We start from the raw sequence: 17,810 nt of genomic DNA on the forward strand, positions 1-17,810 counted from the left end.
ATTGAATATTATATATTTTAAAAAGGAGTGAATTAAAATGGATGAAAATAAAAGTAAAATGAATGAAGAAATGCAAGGTGAAGTAAAAGAAGAGCAATTAGATATAAAGGAAGTTGAAGTTAAAAATGACAAATGGAATAAATTCACAGAAATAAAAAGTAAGATAAAAATGAAATCAGTTATAGCATTCTCATCTGTATTTGTAGTTGGCGTTCTAATTGGAGTAGGTGGAAGTGATAATTCACAAATTGTAAATGATTACGAATCTCAAATAGAATCTTTAAATGCCGAAATCAAAGAAAGTAATGAGTTAGTATTAACTTTAGAAAACACAAGAATAATGCAGATAGATGAAATGAATGAATTAAGGGCAAAGGTTAAAGAAGCCGAACCTTGGTTTGAGATGCAAGAAAAAGAAAGAGAGGAATTGGTTGCTAAAGAAAATGCAGAGCAAGAAGCGAAAGCAAAAGCAGAACAAGAAGAGAAAGATAAGAAAGAAAAACAAGGGTACAACACAGGAATAACGTATAGTCAAATAGCAAGAAATCCAGACGACTATAAAGGTTCTAAGGTTACATTTAAAGGTAAAGTTATCCAAGTTTTAGAAGGCGACGGAGAGGTTCAAGTAAGGTTAGCTGTTAATGGGAGTTATGACAATGTTATATATGGAGTATATAGTAGCGACATAGTAAAGTCTAGAGTTTTAGAGAATGATACGATAACTATAATGGGAACTAGTTGTGGGCTATTAACATATAAATCAACAATGGGGTCAGATATTACAATCCCAAGTATACTTGTTGAAAAAATAGAGAGCAAATAGATAGTGATTACTTAGATTGGTTAAATTAACCAATCTTTTTTTATTTTACTGTTAACATAGAATAATCATATGAGTATATATTGTATATAGTACGGAGGGCTATGTTAACAAATGTATTAAGACATGAAAGGTTAGTTGATGTAATTGGAAAGTGCAGATATAAAAAATGCTAAGGTGAATGTAAAAACCTTAACAAACGATGGTTTATTTGAGTGTTTTAGTAATTATAAAAATTCAGATGATGAACTTGAGAGGTTATTGTTACCTATTGTTATTAAAGAGTTAGAGCTTAGAGGTTTAAATTATAAGACAGAAAATATGTACTTATCGAATGATGGAGAGATAAAATTTCCATTGAATACAAAATATACAATTGTTAGGAGTATGGATTTTAAGACATTAGGATTGATAACATTGTTTAGTAAGTTTAACGGAAAAGTAGCTTGCGATATAAAAGGTGTTGATTATAGTAACGTGGAAAATCATAGATATATATATGAAAGCAATATAAATGAAGATAAAGAGGTTTTAGAAGGACTTAGCAATAATAAGATAAGAACTATAAAAAGAAATATAAAAAAATTAGTAGATTGTGATAATAATGTAGTTGTTCAAATGAATCAAGAAGGTAAAATTTACTATAAGATAAATCCATATGCACAAAAAGATGTTGGGCGTGGTAGCTTTGTAACAATTGAGGAAAGTATATTACGCTATATGGTAAATGTATACAATTCTAATACAATCAAAGCATACTGTACTATAAAATGGCTATTGTTTGATAAGGTGAATAAAGTTTACATAAAAAGGCAATTGACAAGAGATTTTCTTTGCAGAATGATAGGGCTATCACCTAATAGTAAAAACAACCTTCAACTTATGACTGATATATTAAATAGTTTGGTTGCAAGTGGACTTATAAAAAGAAGTATGAAAATAGATACTAGTACATCAAAAGAAAATGGACAAACTCAAACAAAAACTATATATGAGTATGAAATATGCACGGCAGAAGAGTTCAATAATCATATGAGAAATATAGGAAAATAACCATGTGTCAAAACATAGGGTACGCGACTTGTCAAAACATAGGGTACGCGACTGGTCAATATATAGGTCACATAGTTATAGATAATATATAGTTATAGGATAAGGGAGTTATAGTATAAATTCGACGTGGAAAAATCCACGACGAGGAAGGGAATTAACGATTGAAATCACCTTCTACATATTATACTATATTTACTGACAATGATTATAGTCGGTGAACCACCCACCACTTAATTAACCTACGGCTAATTTGAAGTGGGAGCTTATTGGGAAACCATATCTTATGATACAGTATTTTCAACCAAAGGTATTGGTAACCAAGCTAACTCCGTAGTTCCTACGGTTTTTAGGTTTAGAGCAGAATTGTAATCTCTATCTATCTCTAAACCACAATTATTGCAATTATATATTCTATCAGATAATTCTAATTCTTGTTTATTACCACAATTAGAACATAACTTACTAGAAGGATACCACTTATTTATTTTAATTAAGTGACCACCTTTTTCTTCTAGTTTATATTTCAAAAAGGTTCTAAACATACCGAAAGAATTATCATGTAAATTTTTACCTAAAGATAAACATTGAGCTAAATTTCTTAAGTCTAAATTTTCAACTATAACTACATCATAGTTATTAGCTAATTCTCTTGACTTTTTATGAATCCAATCTTTTCTTTGGTTAGCTACTTTAGTATAAAGTTTAGATAGTTTAGCTTTTTGTTTATGCCAATTAGATGAAAACATCTTTTTTCGAGATAGTTTTCTTTGCTCAATTTTTAATCTCTTTTCAGATTTTTTATAGTATTTAGGATAATTTGCTTTTTCACCATCACTAGATACATAGAAGTTTTGTTGAGCATAATCTAATCCTACTACTTTATCAATATTGGGGTTTGTTATTGTATTGTCTTTAACATAGTATTCAACTGTAAAAGAAATATAATATTTACCTCTACAGTCATTTGATATAGTAGCAGATTTAATTGTACAATTGTTAGGTATTTGTCTATGATTAACAAACTTAACTAAAGATTTAATTTTAGGAAGTTTAATATATTTTTCATTTACTATTGAAACAGTACCATTTTGATTATTTGTAGTATAAGAATCTTGATTTTTCTTTTTGCTTTTAAAAGAAGGTAAACCCTTTAAGTCTCTGAATGTTAGTTCACGACCAATAGTTTCCACTTTCTTTTTAGCAGATTTCTTATAAGATTTTCTATCATATTCTTTATTGAATTTTTTGATAGCATCTTTGAAATCTAATTGCACGTTAGCAAAAGCTAAAGAATCAACCTCTTTCATATATTCGTAATCTTTCTTGATAGTAGCAGGAGTGGGTAGATTTAATTTTGCATAACTAATTATTCCATTTTCATATCCTTCTGCTTCAAGTTTAGAATATAGTAAATCAGTATATATATTGTACAACTTTCTAGAACAACCAAAGGCTTTAGAAAAATATATTTGTTGCTCTTTATTTGGCTTCAATCTAAATTTGTAACCTTTATTTTTCTTAATCCAATTGTTTTCGTTAATCATAGTTTCACCTCACTTTTATTGTATAATAGTTTATTATGTTACACTTTGAGTAAAAGTATAATTAGAAATATATTCTAATTAAGTCGATTAAAATTAAATAAAAATAAAAATTAATAAATAGGGAGAAATTTAAATGGGTTTATTTGGGGATAATTATGAAAATGAAAAAAATGAAGAAATACAAGTTGATATAAATTCTCTTGTTGGAGAAGAATTTACATTTAGATTGGATAAGACTATGTTTAATAAGGATAATTTTACCATAGCTAGAATTTTCCCAACATCTAGAAATGTTCATTGTATAATGAATAGAGCTTTTGGAAACTTTTCTATAAAAGGCAATATGCCTTCGTTATTGCCTAATATAGAATATAAGTGTGAAATCATAAAAGTTGAAGAAAATAAATTTGGACATACTTGTGATGTGGTTGGAGTTACACCTAAACATATGTCAATGGACAACCTTAAATCAGATGAAGATATGATAAGCTTCATTGATATATTTGTTGGAGAAGGTACGGCTAATAAGTGTGCTAATGTAAGTGGACTATGCGACATGATTAAAAAGAAGGATATAGGTGGACTTACATCTATAAAGGGAATTGGTGTATCAACTGCAAATAAAATAATAAGTGCATTTGAAGATAATATAGAAAATGGTACTTATATAACTAAGCTAAGAAAAATGGGCTTTACTCAGCATGAAATAAAAAAGATGGCTGATGGTTGTCTAGGAAGTTTATCGATAGCGTTAGACGTAGTAAAAAGTAATCCATATAGTACAACTTATAGATTTGGTCTTAGATTAGACAGAGTTGATAATATAGCCATTACATCATTAGGTATTGATAGAAAAGATAAAAGAAGAGTCGAAGCATATGTTTATAAAAGTTTACATGATGAGCTAGATGAGACTAACAGCTCATACATTACATTGGACAGACTATATAATAATGACATAATGTTTAACTTAACATCAAATGTGGGCGTAGATATTGTTAAGGATTGCATAGATACATTATATAAAGATGAAAGAGTAGAAATAATTGACAATCATATAATAGGAATGAAGTATGATTTTTATGCAGAAGAAGGTAGCGTAACAGTTGTATAAAAGTTATAAAAACTTATAAATTGATTATAAACTTTTATAATTTATAAAGCTGTTTAGCCTCGTACATGAAGAAATTCATGTAGGACACAACTTTAAAACCAGTAACTCCTAAAGCTCAACGACTACAATAAGGGATAGAGAGAAACTCTTATGAATGTGAGGAAACTCAGAAACAACAGTTGAGATGGCATAGGGTGAGAGCCTAAGTGTTGGTTAAAATGGATGTTTGGTCGCCAAGCTCAGAAATGAGAAGGTCAAACGACTAGTCTGCAAAGACGTACACTATAAGCGATTGATAGTGGAAATGGGTTGCCCTTAACACGTAAAGGTGAAGGTGAAGAAATAGTCTACGCACGTTCTGAAAGGAAGTGGCTATTATCGTGAGAGAAATAGCTTCATACAAGTAGCGTTGTATGGAAAATAGCTAAAACTTTAAAAATAAAAAATAAAATTTCTAATTATTTTATAATATCATGTATACTTAGAATATTAAAAAACGTATAATACTATTAATAACAGATTATACTATTAATAACTAAGGAGGTGATATTATGAAGAAAGGTTTTAAGGTTAAAATTCATCCTAACAAAGAACAACAAATATTAATGCAGAAAACTTTTGGATGTACTAGATTTGCTTATAATTGGGCTTTAGATAGACAAATAGAAAGCTATAAGAATGGAAATGGATTTATATCTGAAAGTAATTTGAGAAAGCAATTTACTCAATTCAAAAAAGTTATGAGGTCTAATGGAGAAGGTTGGTTATATGATATACCAAATAATGCAATGAAGCAGTCTATTAAAGATTGTTTTAAAGCATATGATAATTTCTTTAATGGTAGAGCGAAAAGACCAAGATTCAAAAGTAAGAAACATTCTAAATTTAGCTTTTATAATGATACTTGTAAAATAAAGATATTTGAAGATAAAGTTCAATTAGAAGTTATAGGAATAATTAATCTAGCAGAAAAAGGTAGAATACCTAATGGTAAAATATATAATCCTAAAGTGTCATTTGATGGATTAAATTATTGGTTAAGTTTAAGTGTTGAAGTTGATGATAACCAAATCAATGAAGATAAAACTGAATCAATAGGAATCGATTTGGGTATAAAGATGCTAATGAGTTGTTCAAATGAAATGAATTTTAATAGAATTAATACTAGAAAAGAAAGAAAGAGACTTAAAAGATTACAAAGAAAAGCAAGTAGACATTATACGAATATGTATAATAATAAGACTACTGAAAAATCTAACAATCTTATTAAGTTAGAGAAGTCTATTTTAAAACAACATCAAAAAATAAGTAATATAAGACTTAATAATATACATCAAATTACTACTGAATTAATAAAATTAAATCCTTCACATATTGTAATTGAAGATTTAAATGTAAAAGGTATGATGAGAAACCGTCATTTATCTGAGAAAGTTGCAGATTGTTCATTTCGTGAAATACGTAGACAATTGGAATATAAGTGTGAATGGAATAACATAGATATAATAATTGCAGATAGATGGTATGCCTCAAGTAAAATATGTAGTGATTGTGGTAATAAGAAAAAGAAATTAAGTTTATCAGAAAGAACTTATAAATGTGAATGTTGTGGATTAGAAATAGACAGAGATTATAATGCTAGTATTAATTTAAAGAATTTAGCTATGTAACCTAACTACAAGCTAAATATGTACTCACACGTTAGTGAGGAATTAAAGCCTTTGGAGAGCTATATCAAACGAAAGTAGAATGTTGTAATTTGACTTCAAAATCGGACTCGATGAATTAGGAATAGAATTTTATTTTATAGATATTTATGATTTATGAAATTTTGATTTTTATAAGATTTGTTAAATATTTATAAGGTTTTATAAAGTTTTAGTAACGGAATTATAAATGAAGTGTATAGGTTGGCTAATAATGATAAATCATTGTTTATCGAGTATGAAGAAATAGAAGAAGAAATAAATATCCAAGAGGGCTTATTAAATGTAAAGCTAAATGACGGTCAAAGGGAAGCTGTTAAGTCTATACTTAGCAATAGAGTAACTTTATTATCGTCCAAAGCAGGGGCAGGAAAAACGTTTATTACAAATATAGTTATGAATATATTAGATAAGAGATTTGGATATTTTGATTATTCATTATGCTGTTTCGCAGGAAAAGGGGCAGATAACTTGTCAAGTGGTTGTGGTGGTAGGGTTGCAGGCACAATCCATAGAACACTAGGATTCTCAAAGGGTGGTTTTATGTACGACAGTTATAATAAGCTTCCAAGTAAAGTTGTAATCATAGATGAGGTCGGAATGATTTCTAGTGGACTAATGTGTTCATTGTTAAAAGCAATAGAAGATGATGCGATAGTAATAATGTTAGGTGATGGTTCACAGTTAGCTTCTTTATCAACAGGAGTTATGATTAGAGATATACCACTTATAAATGAAAATGTTAACAAGATAATGCTTACAGACGTTGTAAGGCAAGCTAAGGATAGTGGTATACTTTCAATGGCTAATTACATATCTGACGGAGTAAACCACTTTAAAAACGAAGACAACGCTGTATATGGTGAATTAGAAGATTTCTTTGTTAATATAGGCGATAATTATCAAAATATGATTGATGACTTTATAGACAACTTTGATGTTGACAATAGAGATGAAAGCTTCATTATATGTACAACAAATAAAATGGCTACAAAAGTTAATAGTGACTTACAAGCGTCTCTTATTGAAAAAGAATATCTAAATGGAGAAGAGTATATTGTTATACATAAGAATAAAGATGGAGAAGAAACAAGAATTCATAAGAATGATGTTGTTATGATTGTTTCAAATAATTATGACGTTTTAAATGTAGATACAATGGAAAAAGACTCTATGTTTAATGGTAACGTAGGAATTGTATATGATATATATAAAGACACAAATGACTTTGTTGTTAGAGTAGGAGATAAAATGCTATTAATAGATAAAGATAAATTTGACTCCATAAAATTAGGACTATCAGCAACTTGTAATAAAATGCAAGGGTCTACTCTGAAAAGAGGGTATATCTACATTGAAAATAATTGGGTTAATGCTGAACTAATAGGAAGTCGAAATTGGCTATATACAGCACTTACTAGATTTAAGTTAACTTGTAAATTGTATACTGATGGATATCCTATATTATCTAAGATGGTTAAAAAAGAAGCAACGGATGAAAAAAGAACTTTTATAGAATATTTATATAGTTAATTGACATAGAATAATTAATTACGTATAAATGTATATAACTTAAGATAAGAAAGGGGCTAACATTATGGATGAAGGATTTAAAGAAGTTTTTGTTAGACAGATGTTAATGCTAATTGATGAGGATATTACAACTACCGAAATAGTTAATTCTTTAAAGGAGTCGGATAATTGGACTCATGTAGATTTAACACTTAAAAAAGAGTTCTATAAAACTTTTAATATATATAAAGAAAACATAAAAACACTTGTTGGAGTTATTGGACAAATTATAGCAATGGACGACCATAAAAGTATAAGTAGATATGAGGATATATACGCTCTACTAGAAGTAAAACATAGAAAGTTATATCACGTACTATATGACACAATGGATACAATGGAAGACTTATACGAGATTTGTTATTGGTAGTAAATTAAAATAGGAGGAATATTATTATGTTTAGATGTGGGGATGGATAGGAATGTTAGAAAGAGATGAGATAAACAAATACTTTAATGATATGTTTGCAGAATGTACAGTTAAAGATGGTGGAGAATATGTATTAGGTAGATATGATGATAAGATAGCTGTTTATGGTTATTATATCAAGCCTAATAGAGATAGTTTGGCAGATAGAGTTACATCTTTTGCAAATAAGAAATTTATATTGGAAATGGATTATGAAAATTTTTCACAACTAGCTCTATTATGTCTATATGAAAGTATATTGAAGTTTGATGAAAGAGGACAGTTTGAAGGAAAAGAGATAAAAGATTTACAAGGACTTCTTTATACGAATACAAAATACAAATTAATGGACATAGCAAAATTAGGGAGAATGACTCAAAGAAGTATTTGTGACAGAAAGAATGGAAATGAGTATAAGGTTAATAAGTTAGAAAGTTATGAAGAAAAGTTTATAGAACAAAAGGACAGAATAAAAAATCAAAAAGACGAAAGGTACATAAGTGAACATTATGACCCTTTTAATGATGAAGAAGAAACTAGTAATGAATTTATAAAGTGGTTCAACGAGCATAAAGTTGAACTTTTAACAAAGAAGCAATTAGATTTCATAGAAGGAAATACAATTTACAAAGATACTACTAGACATTATTCTAGTAAGAACAACATTTATAAAAGAGTTACTGAAGCTTATGAGAAACACAAAGATGCAAATGAAAAAATATTAAACTTAAATAAGAAGTTAGAGTTAATCAATAGATTATTGGATTTTAACAAGATAAGTAATTTAGCTTCTTTATTAGTAAGAATAGACAGTTCAAAGAACAATTGGATAATCTTAAAAATATATGAAAATATAAATATGCACAATTGTTCAAAATTAACAACATTGTTAATAGACAATGAATTTGATGAAGATGATAAGTCATTTTGGTATGACGTAACAGACGCACTAATAGTAGTTGAAAATGATTTATTAAGTCAGATAAATGAGATAAAAGAAAAGTCACTAATGTAATTTTAATAAACGCCTTATATCGCCTATTTCAGTAGGTATAGTCTTATATATATATTGTTAATGCGGTATGAGGTGGTGAGAATGATTTGTGAAATATCATAAATTTATCAGCAGATTAAATAGAAGGACAAAAGAAAATGGTTGTGAAAAATGTACATATGAAGTAACTGATGCGGTAGTTAAAACATTAGCAGAAGTTATATTAGAAATACTCCTAGAAGATGAAGAAGATAAGATATTGATACCTAAGTTTATCAAGTTCAATACTAGAGACGCACAAATAAGACCTTTGCCCAATGGTGAAATGGTTGATGAACATAAGAAGATAGAAGTAACATTTAGTGAGTTGTTTCAAAGAGAGTTTATGAAAAAATGGAAAGAAAATAATAATATGAAAGATGAGGATAATTAATATGGAAGAGAAATTTGGTATAAGTTTAAAGAATGCGTTTTTCGAGTTAAGAGAAAGTGAAGATGGAGATACAGAGCTTTGGGTTGTAGAAAACTTAAAAGACGGAGAAGTAGAACACAGATGGTTAGACATAGTTGCAAAAATAGATGGAAGAGAAGAATTGACAATAAATATTAATCACACTAATAAGAATTAATATAAAGTTGTAAATATGTAATATCGGAAAGACACATGGAAATAGTTAGGGGTGTCATAGTGCGGTCTTGGGGATTGTTCCGTACAACGATTGTTGGATGACAATCAAATAGTTGTGATATGGTAGTAACGCAATATGGTATATCTTTAATAAATAATGAATTGGTTGTGATGACCTAACAAATAATGAAATAAAGATATATTTGAATGTTATAAATAGAACTAACGACGCATAGGGCTAGTTACTAGTACTGCGGAATAGGGGTTAGGCTGAAAGAACAAAACTACGTTTTCTTATTGGCGTATCCATACGATTAATAAGTTTTTATCAAATAGAGCAGATACCATTTAGGATTTGACTCGAACAATTTGTCTGTGAAGTATTCGCTTTGTAGGGTAGTGAATACGGAGACACATCAACTGTTATGTGTTAGCGGTTACCTACTAGATTTACAAGTAATCTTTTGAAGTAAACAATGTTTTAATAGTAAATCGAAACAAAAACACTTATTCTTGATAATTATGTATCAGTATAGTTATCCTTGGAAAAACTTTCGAAAAGCTCTGATAAGCCTAGTAGTAACCATGTCGGATTGAAGTTTTAAGAGTTTTTTAAGACCGACTTTTTAGAAATGTATTAATTGTGAAAGCAATAGTAGGTGAGCGATTGCTCACCTATTTTTTTTATATAAAATGGGAGAGATTTTGATGATAGAGAGATTGAGTAATGAGACAGATTTTGAATACTATAAAAGAATAGGATTATTAAAGTTACAAAGGGAAATAGACTTAGAATGGGACGAGTTGGCTATTATAACTCAATGTGATGAAAGTGGAACACATTATAGAAAGAAGATGTATGGTGTTAAAGAAACAGCAGAATATTATGAAGAGAAAATAGATAAGTTGGTAAAAGCAAAAACAGAAGAAATCGAAGATATGAGACTAAAAGAAATAGAAGAAAAAATATTCATAATGGAAAAAGAAAAGGTAAAGCTAAGAGACCAAAGAAATGATTTAAATTTAATCAAGAGAGAGATTGCAAGAATTGAACACCTTGAAGAAATGTTTAAAGAAAACATAGAGAGCTTACCAAGTAAAGAAAAACTTATACATGATGAAGTATTGGATAGAAATGATTCTAGCGTAACAGGAGCTTGTGTTATTTCAGATATACACGTGGGCTGTGACGTTGATAATGTATTAGATAGATACAACCCTAATATATGTAAAGAAAAGATGAACTATTACATAAATAAAGTTATAGAACATGGAAAATTTCATAATATAGATAAAATGTTTGTTCTTATATGTGGAGATGAAATCTCAGGAATAATTCATGAAACTAATAGATATGCTTCTAGAATGGACATAGTAGAGCAAGTGACGTATGCAAGTGAGTTGCTTTCTGAGGCAATAGACAAGCTATCAGACCACTTTGAATGTGAAGTTGGAATGGTTCAAGGTAATCACTCTAGAATCGTAGCAGACAAGTCTAAAAGCGTTACGTCTGAATCATTTACATTATTAATCAATAGATTTATGAAGAAAAGATTAAAAGATAATGAAAATGTATCTTTTATAGAAAATGAAGATAAAGACGAAGAACAGCTGTTATTCAAGATAAGAAATCATACAGTATTCATGGCTCATGGAAATCAAGATGGTGATGGTAAATTAGATAGAACAATAGAGATGTTTAAAGATAAGAAAATAGATTTTATAATAAGAGGGCATTTTCATTCACCTTCACAATTTGAAAGAAATAATACCACTATAATAACAAATGGTTGCTTCGCAGGAGAACAGTATTCTAAGAATGCGAGATTATATTCCCCAAGCGTTCAGAAGTTTTTATTATTTGATGATGATGGATTGAGATGTTCATATGATATAAATTTAGATAAATATACAAAATAAACCCTCGTTAATTCGAGGGTTATTTTTTAAAAATCTTTTCCGCATAAATATTCTATCTCTATCCAATTTGGGACATGGTTTAATTGCTCATACCATTTAGTCTTACCAATAAGTCCTATGCCTTCTTGTGTGATGCTCATAACATATGATTTAGGAAATTCCATAATACTAACTGTAAACTTCTTAAAATTGAATGCTCTAGTATTGAACATCCAAGTGCTTAATAGCACATCTTCAACATTGTCATCTATAATAAAACTACCTCTTCTTAAATAATGTTGATACATATATGGAAGTTTATATTTTTTATCTGTATTCAACCCTTGTAGATATTCGAAACTCTCAGACATATCTTTAAATTTTGGCAAATCTTTTACATATATCATAATAATATCCCCTTTATTTTATACTAAAAATTATTATCGTAACATGAATGACAGTAACATTTCTCTGCTGTATCAACATCATCTGTATTGCAACCATTACAATCAATCAATGATACTTCATCCTTATAATACCATTCTTGGCAAATATCACATCTGTAAGTTGTTGTGTTAGATTTGTAGTTATAGCTATATTTCATTTTACTACCTCCGTATTAATATATTTTAATATTCATCAGTAAGCATTACTAGCGTCTCACATCCTACTCTAGTTGATGGGTTAGAACATCTTTGTATATATGAATTTATATACATCTTGTTATTATTTACATTATATACGCTAAGAACTCTACCACCATTATTTATCCCTTGTAAGTTATATTCTCTATCTTCTTCATATTTGTTGTCATCATCATTTTTCATATGTCTAAGTAGCATTTCATTTATGTCATCAAAAGTCAATTCATTATTATCTATTAGATTTTGTATACCTAATGTGATTGAACAATTTTCAATTGTAAATAAAACCTCGATTTTTTCTGCCTCAATATTTTTCATTTTAATATCTCCTATTTTTATAATTTTATAATCTTCTTAGAATAAAACAAGTAACGCTTAAAAGCATAAAGTCAGACAATACTGTGTATAATACTATTGGATTTAGAATGTTCAACTCATCTCACACCTTTTTGTATTGTTTCTAATTAAATTATATGATTTTAATTATATAATGTCAATACTTTATTTTAAAAATAATAAAAAACATTTTTAACAACATTAAGTCTTATATAAATTTTGTAGAGATGTAAAATCTCTATTTACTCATTTTTTCTATACCACCCCCAAAAGTATAGAATTATTTTTCAAATTGTTTTTCATAACAAAACTCCCTTTATATAATGAATAATTTACTTAGCCTATGATAACGGAAATTGTAGGCTAGTCTAAGTTATTCATCAATGATGGATGACTTATCTCCTTCTTTTTTATGAACAAAGCAAATCTATTTTATTTTACTAATATCTCTCCCTCAATCCTTAAGGAGTATGCATCTACGCATACTCCTTATTTTTTTATAAATTTTAGAATGGAAGTGAGATTTTGGCAAAGAAAAAAGATGAAACAAATGAAAAGACTACTAAAAAACAAACTACTAGAACAGAAGTTGTGGGCAAGAAGAAATGTACTTGTTGTGGACAATTTTCCAACTTAGAAGACTTTTTAGTGTCTTATTCAAAAATGAATAAGTACTCTATAAAATCTAGCGTATGTAAAAAGTGTATAGCTTTAATATATGAAGATTATTTAAAAGAGTATGCTGATGAAAGAAAAGCTTTATTTAGATTATGTATGATGTTTGATTTAAAATATGATAGTAAAATGGCTACTAGTATAATTGTAAAAGCTAGTAATGGAGAAGGTGTACATGTTGCCTCTAGTTATATAGGCAAAATGGGGCTAAGACAATTTAGGCAAAGGTCGTTTAATGATTCTGATGAATTGGTTAATATATGGAATATGTCTAACGAAGAATTTGACGAAGTAGTAGAAACTGATTTGTTAAAAATGAGTAGAGAAGATGAAGAGAGGATTAAAGATGAATTCTTAACTCATGACGTTATTATGAGATGGGGATATGGAAGAACCCCTCAAGAATATCAATTTTTAGAAACTCGTTATCAAACACTTATTGATACTTATGACAATAAGAACCCAACTTCATTGTGGGATTATCAAGAGTTAAGTTTATTGTATTTAGATTTAAGAAACAACAGAGATAATCCAAGTACACTGAAAAGTGTAAATGAGCAAATCGGTAAGATACAAGAAAGGTAAAAAAATAAAGCCTCGTACATTCAGTAATGAGTGTAGGACACAGATTTAATTGCAGGTAATTCCTAAAGCTCTACACCGAAACAGAAAACGAAAGTTTAAATGGTATGGTACGAAAGTAGAAAAAACGTAGAGATGAATATAAGAGCATAGCTCTAAGGATGACAAAGTCATCTAAGGTTAAATCCTAAGTATTCAGACAGTAATATTGCAAAATAATATTGTCAAAATGGATGTTCATGCATCTAAGCTTCTAAGTGGATTAAATTAATCTATACGAAGAAAGTTCAACGACCATGTTTGAAAAAGCAGTACAACGTAAGTTATTGACGTTGGAAAAGGTCTGCCCCATTATATGGGTGAAGAAATGGTCTGCTCACGCTAGGAAACTAGGTGCTTGGAATTGACCAAGGTTTATAAAGTAGCGTTTATAAATAAACACACAGGAATAAACTAACATTGAAACAACAGGATATAGATACAGATGATGCCTCATTCGGATTGTATATAGCCAAAATCGAGGAGGAAGAGCCTTGCGAGGATAGACTAGCCGAATTTGAAGATGCCGACAATATATTTTACTATATTAAAAAATGGTTGGTTAAACCGTTTGCGATTGCTAGAAATTTAAATCAAAAAGATAAAGAAAATGTTTACTCAGATGATGATGAAAATAGAATTGTAAGTGAAAGTGACCTAGAATATGTCGATTATAGAAAGGACGATGAATAATTCTATATGAGAACTAAAACTAGAAAAAGAAAGAATCTCTCTATGAATAAAAATGAGAGAAGAAGAGAAGGTGTGAAAATATGGACAAGTTACTATAGGTCTAATATACACCGTTTTGCCATAGATTACCTTGGACTTAATTTATACACTTTCCAACTTATAATGCTATATATGATGGACAAAAGTATGTTCAGTTGTTTTATCACAAGCAGGGGTAGGATTTGCCCCCTTGTATAGAAATATGCAATGAGAAAAATTAGGCAATATCGGTAAAAGCTAAGTTTATGATATAATTATAGGAATAGAGGTGAGAATATGAAGTATATAAAAGGTATATATATGATAAAGAATAAGGTTGACAATAAAGTGTATATAGGTTTAAGTAAAAACATAAAAAGAAGATTTACAATGCACAAAACAAACCTTAATAGTGGAAAACACAAAAATGATTATCTTCAAAAGGCATGGAATAAGTACGGATGTGACAGTTTTGAATTTATTATATTGGAAGAGATAAATAATGAAGATATAAACATATCAGATAGAGAAATATATTATATACAAAAATATAATTCTGCAAATAGGGATTATGGGTATAATCTTACATATGGCGGAGAATCATGCAATATGACCGATGAGGCAAAATTAAATATGCGATGTAAAGGTATTAGTCTTACCGAAGAAGACGTTAGAAAGATAAAGTTATTAATTGTATCGCTAATGGATAGAGGTGAGATAGCAAAAATATTTAATGTTTCGATGTCTGTCATAAAACAAATCGCAAACTTGAAAAATTTTATCTATATTCACGAAGACTTGAACTATTTAGTTAAAAACATAAAAAGAATTATGATTAACGAAAGAAATGAATTAATATTGAAAGTGTATAGTGAATGCTTGTCAATAAAGAAAACATCCGATATTTTAGAGTTGTCAGATAGCATAGTTGAGAAATGCGTTTATAAATATACCAACGCAGTTCAAGACAATATAGAAAAAAGAAAAATTATTTATAATAAAGTTATGAGTTTATACGATGAAGGTTTGAAACCGTATCAAATCTCCAAGATATTAGGTGTGGAGAACACCACTATTGTAGGGTATGTAAGCGGAAAGTCAAATCCATATAATGAATTATCTTATAAAAAAATTAAAAATGAAGATAAAATAGAAATAATAAGGTTGTACTTTGAAGAAAGTCTTACCGCTAAGAAGATAGGGGAGATTTTCGGAGTATCAAAAAACACCATAGAATCTGTCATAAATAATTATAAATATGCTAATACCGAGGTAAATTAGGGAACTAAAGAATCTTAATCACCGTAACGCATAGTAGTTGAAACTTTATTAAAAAGAATATAATACTACCAAGAGTGCCTAACACCTAAACGTAAAGTCGTAGGTGATGATATATGCTAAACTAGGTGTGAAAAAACATACCGATGAAAATGAAGGAAACTTCTAGAGTGTAAGATAAAAAGCTTACAGATAAGAACAAATTGTTATCCAAATCGTTTACAACTGCCGTATACGCTTGCTGTAGGGCAATTTTATATCCGGGATATGTGTCCCTTATATTAAGTGATTAGTATAAAAAATTTATCGAATTGCTAGAAACCCCTAAAGCCTTATGAACCACAACATAATTGGAAACGATAAGTGTGACGGTCACGAAAGTAGAAAAAATCATAAGGATAACCCAAGGTTAAATCCTAAAGGTAATTACTAGATTATGAATTAATCTAAAATGGGCGATTAGCAGGTAAGATTCTAAGTTAAATTATTTTAAAATTGTTAATAGTTTCAAATTTACATAGAATATAAAAAATCGTATAATAGAAAAGAGGTGATAGGTAATGGCGGTAAAATGGACAAAAGAAAAAATAATAGAATACGTAGAAAGTCAAGGTTATATTTTTATAGAATTTATAGAATATAAAGGAATTGAAAGTAGGATATTAATTCAATGCGACAGACTTCATGAACCAATCAAGGTTAGACTCCATACGTTCAGAAACAAAAGAAAAATCGGAAATAAAGGGTGTAAACATTGTAAGGCGGAAGATTCGTCTGAGATGCAGAGAGGTTTTACATGGGAGGAGCTGATTGTAGAAGTAGAAAAGTTGGACTTCACAATGCTATCGAAAAAAGAAGATTACAAAAATTCAAAATCTATATTTATGGTAAGCTGTGTATACGGTCATGAATTTAAAACAACAACTTATAGACTGTTTGGTCAAAAATGTGGATGTCCTCATTGTTCTAATAGGGCAAATTATACAAATAGTCAAATTGACTCATTCATATCAAAACAAGGTTTAATTTTGCTTTCTGAGTACAAAAATAATAGGTCTCCTATAATTGTTGTATGTGGCGAAGGTCATGTATTCAAGACAACATATGCTTCTTTAATAAGTAGTTTTAAGAGTGGTAACAATGGTTGTCCTCATTGCTATGGTAATTTTAAATATACAATAGAATACGTAAGAGAATATCTTTCACAATATGAATATTTCTTGTTATCCTCTGAATATAAGGATGCAAATAGCACAATTTTTATTAGTTGTAAAAACAATCATATAATAAAAACGACTTTTAGTAATTTTAAAAATAGAGAATATGAGTACAAGTGTAGTGCATGTGGTGAAAGAATAATATCCAAAGGTCAGCTTGCAATATGCCAAGTATTAAATAGATTCAATGTTAACTTTGCACAAGAATATACATTTGACGACTGTAAGGGTAAAAGAAGGGTTTTACCATTTGATTTCTATTTGATGGATTATAATATACTAATAGAATATGATGGTGAACAACACTATAAATATGGATGTTTTGGTGGAGACTTATCTTACTTAATGAATATACAGTATTTAGATAATAAAAAGACTCAATATTGCAAAGACAACAATATCAAACTTATAAGAATCCCCTATTGGGACTATAAGAATATAGAAGAAATACTATGTAAAGAACTTAATTTAAAAAGAAAATAAAACAATTTAAAATAATTTAACAAGAATAAACTTCAACGACTATCGAAATAGTAATTCAAAGAATCTAATTGTATTAGGTTCTTTTTTATTGGAATTATTAGAGTAG

18 protein-coding genes are annotated in these 17,810 nt (G+C 28.8%); 14 read left to right on the forward strand and 4 right to left on the reverse strand.

The features are described from left to right. The first annotated feature begins 37 nt into the window (after positions 1-37). On the forward strand, positions 38-823 hold the full coding sequence (locus ACRDBA_RS14140; protein ID WP_438573572.1) for a hypothetical protein: 786 nt from the start codon (positions 38-40) through the stop codon (positions 821-823). 144 nt (positions 824-967) lie between these two features. Further along, positions 968-1,873 carry a hypothetical protein gene (locus ACRDBA_RS14145; RefSeq protein WP_438573573.1) on the forward strand — a complete coding sequence of 302 codons (906 nt, stop codon included), beginning with the start codon at positions 968-970 and terminating at the stop codon, positions 1,871-1,873. A gap of 281 nt (positions 1,874-2,154) precedes the next feature. On the opposite strand, the gene ACRDBA_RS14150 is transcribed toward ACRDBA_RS14145, so the two are convergent. Further along, positions 2,155-3,417: an RNA-guided endonuclease InsQ/TnpB family protein gene (locus ACRDBA_RS14150; protein WP_438573574.1), complete on the reverse strand. Its 1,263-nt coding sequence runs from the start codon at positions 3,415-3,417 to the stop codon at positions 2,155-2,157. A gap of 133 nt (positions 3,418-3,550) precedes the next feature. Between ACRDBA_RS14150 and ACRDBA_RS14155 the strand changes: the two genes are divergently transcribed. The 8 genes from ACRDBA_RS14155 (at position 3,551) to ACRDBA_RS14190 (ending at position 11,760) form a co-directional block, all read left to right on the forward strand. Continuing rightward, on the forward strand, positions 3,551-4,531 hold the full coding sequence (locus ACRDBA_RS14155; protein WP_438573575.1) for a helix-hairpin-helix domain-containing protein: 981 nt from the start codon (positions 3,551-3,553) through the stop codon (positions 4,529-4,531). A 551-nt stretch (positions 4,532-5,082) separates the two neighbouring features. Next, entirely contained in the window at positions 5,083-6,201 is a 1,119-nt protein-coding gene (locus tag ACRDBA_RS14160; RefSeq protein WP_438573576.1) for an RNA-guided endonuclease InsQ/TnpB family protein, read from the forward strand. 240 nt (positions 6,202-6,441) lie between these two features. Beyond that, positions 6,442-7,770 (forward strand): ATP-dependent DNA helicase, encoded by a 1,329-nt coding sequence (locus ACRDBA_RS14165; protein ID WP_438573577.1) that lies wholly within the window; start codon positions 6,442-6,444, stop codon positions 7,768-7,770. 64 nt (positions 7,771-7,834) lie between these two features. Next, complete coding sequence (locus ACRDBA_RS14170; protein ID WP_438573578.1) at positions 7,835-8,179, forward strand: hypothetical protein; 345 nt, start codon at positions 7,835-7,837, stop codon at positions 8,177-8,179. A 52-nt stretch (positions 8,180-8,231) separates the two neighbouring features. Further along, positions 8,232-9,233 carry a hypothetical protein gene (locus tag ACRDBA_RS14175; protein ID WP_438573579.1) on the forward strand — a complete coding sequence of 334 codons (1,002 nt, stop codon included), beginning with the start codon at positions 8,232-8,234 and terminating at the stop codon, positions 9,231-9,233. 88 nt (positions 9,234-9,321) lie between these two features. Further along, on the forward strand, positions 9,322-9,645 hold the full coding sequence (locus ACRDBA_RS14180) for a hypothetical protein (RefSeq protein WP_438573580.1): 324 nt from the start codon (positions 9,322-9,324) through the stop codon (positions 9,643-9,645). Position 9,646: 1 nt separating this feature from the next. Further along, positions 9,647-9,841: a hypothetical protein gene (locus ACRDBA_RS14185; protein WP_438573581.1), complete on the forward strand. Its 195-nt coding sequence runs from the start codon at positions 9,647-9,649 to the stop codon at positions 9,839-9,841. Between the two features lie 707 nt (positions 9,842-10,548). Then, positions 10,549-11,760 (forward strand): metallophosphoesterase family protein, encoded by a 1,212-nt coding sequence (locus ACRDBA_RS14190; protein ID WP_438573582.1) that lies wholly within the window; start codon positions 10,549-10,551, stop codon positions 11,758-11,760. A gap of 26 nt (positions 11,761-11,786) precedes the next feature. Here the strand turns inward: ACRDBA_RS14190 and ACRDBA_RS14195 are convergent, their stop codons facing one another. From ACRDBA_RS14195 to ACRDBA_RS14205, 3 genes are read right to left on the reverse strand one after another with little or no spacing between them, the layout of a single operon-like run. Then, on the reverse strand, positions 11,787-12,146 hold the full coding sequence (locus ACRDBA_RS14195) for a hypothetical protein (RefSeq protein WP_438573583.1): 360 nt from the start codon (positions 12,144-12,146) through the stop codon (positions 11,787-11,789). A gap of 23 nt (positions 12,147-12,169) precedes the next feature. Continuing rightward, the gene (locus ACRDBA_RS14200) at positions 12,170-12,343 is read right to left on the reverse strand and encodes a hypothetical protein (RefSeq protein ID WP_438573584.1); all 174 of its coding nucleotides are present in this window, start codon (positions 12,341-12,343) and stop codon (positions 12,170-12,172) included. Between the two features lie 25 nt (positions 12,344-12,368). Beyond that, on the reverse strand, positions 12,369-12,701 hold the full coding sequence (locus ACRDBA_RS14205) for a hypothetical protein (protein WP_438573585.1): 333 nt from the start codon (positions 12,699-12,701) through the stop codon (positions 12,369-12,371). Positions 12,702-13,244: 543 nt separating this feature from the next. Here ACRDBA_RS14205 and ACRDBA_RS14210 point away from each other — a divergent pair. From ACRDBA_RS14210 to ACRDBA_RS14225, 4 genes are all read left to right on the forward strand, one after another. Next, positions 13,245-13,979, forward strand: coding sequence for a hypothetical protein (locus tag ACRDBA_RS14210; protein WP_438573586.1), 735 nt, complete (start codon positions 13,245-13,247; stop codon positions 13,977-13,979). A gap of 456 nt (positions 13,980-14,435) precedes the next feature. Continuing rightward, positions 14,436-14,708, forward strand: coding sequence for a hypothetical protein (locus ACRDBA_RS14215; protein WP_438573587.1), 273 nt, complete (start codon positions 14,436-14,438; stop codon positions 14,706-14,708). A 315-nt stretch (positions 14,709-15,023) separates the two neighbouring features. Next, complete coding sequence (locus tag ACRDBA_RS14220) at positions 15,024-16,007, forward strand: GIY-YIG nuclease family protein (protein WP_438573588.1); 984 nt, start codon at positions 15,024-15,026, stop codon at positions 16,005-16,007. A 557-nt stretch (positions 16,008-16,564) separates the two neighbouring features. Beyond that, positions 16,565-17,704, forward strand: coding sequence for a hypothetical protein (locus ACRDBA_RS14225; RefSeq protein ID WP_438573589.1), 1,140 nt, complete (start codon positions 16,565-16,567; stop codon positions 17,702-17,704). The last annotated feature ends 106 nt before the right edge of the window (positions 17,705-17,810 follow it).

The organism is Clostridium sp. (genome assembly GCF_051654825.1).
In the GTDB taxonomy this organism is placed as follows: Bacteria; Bacillota; Clostridia; order Clostridiales; family Clostridiaceae; genus Clostridium.

Excerpts from the sequence above, each read along its gene's own strand:
- ACRDBA_RS14140 (WP_438573572.1), top strand. The coding sequence starts at position 38 with ATGGATGAAAATAAAAGTAAAATGAATGAAGAAATGCAAGGTGAAGTA.
- ACRDBA_RS14150 (WP_438573574.1), bottom strand. The coding sequence starts at position 3,417 with ATGATTAACGAAAACAATTGGATTAAGAAAAATAAAGGTTACAAATTT.
- ACRDBA_RS14155 (WP_438573575.1), top strand. The coding sequence starts at position 3,551 with ATGGGTTTATTTGGGGATAATTATGAAAATGAAAAAAATGAAGAAATA.
- ACRDBA_RS14160 (WP_438573576.1), top strand. The coding sequence starts at position 5,083 with ATGAAGAAAGGTTTTAAGGTTAAAATTCATCCTAACAAAGAACAACAA.
- ACRDBA_RS14170 (WP_438573578.1), top strand. The coding sequence starts at position 7,835 with ATGGATGAAGGATTTAAAGAAGTTTTTGTTAGACAGATGTTAATGCTA.
- ACRDBA_RS14175 (WP_438573579.1), top strand. The coding sequence starts at position 8,232 with ATGTTAGAAAGAGATGAGATAAACAAATACTTTAATGATATGTTTGCA.
- ACRDBA_RS14185 (WP_438573581.1), top strand. The coding sequence starts at position 9,647 with ATGGAAGAGAAATTTGGTATAAGTTTAAAGAATGCGTTTTTCGAGTTA.
- ACRDBA_RS14190 (WP_438573582.1), top strand. The coding sequence starts at position 10,549 with ATGATAGAGAGATTGAGTAATGAGACAGATTTTGAATACTATAAAAGA.
- ACRDBA_RS14195 (WP_438573583.1), bottom strand. The coding sequence starts at position 12,146 with ATGATATATGTAAAAGATTTGCCAAAATTTAAAGATATGTCTGAGAGT.
- ACRDBA_RS14200 (WP_438573584.1), bottom strand. The coding sequence starts at position 12,343 with ATGAAATATAGCTATAACTACAAATCTAACACAACAACTTACAGATGT.
- ACRDBA_RS14205 (WP_438573585.1), bottom strand. The coding sequence starts at position 12,701 with ATGAAAAATATTGAGGCAGAAAAAATCGAGGTTTTATTTACAATTGAA.
- ACRDBA_RS14220 (WP_438573588.1), top strand. The coding sequence starts at position 15,024 with ATGAAGTATATAAAAGGTATATATATGATAAAGAATAAGGTTGACAAT.
- ACRDBA_RS14225 (WP_438573589.1), top strand. The coding sequence starts at position 16,565 with ATGGCGGTAAAATGGACAAAAGAAAAAATAATAGAATACGTAGAAAGT.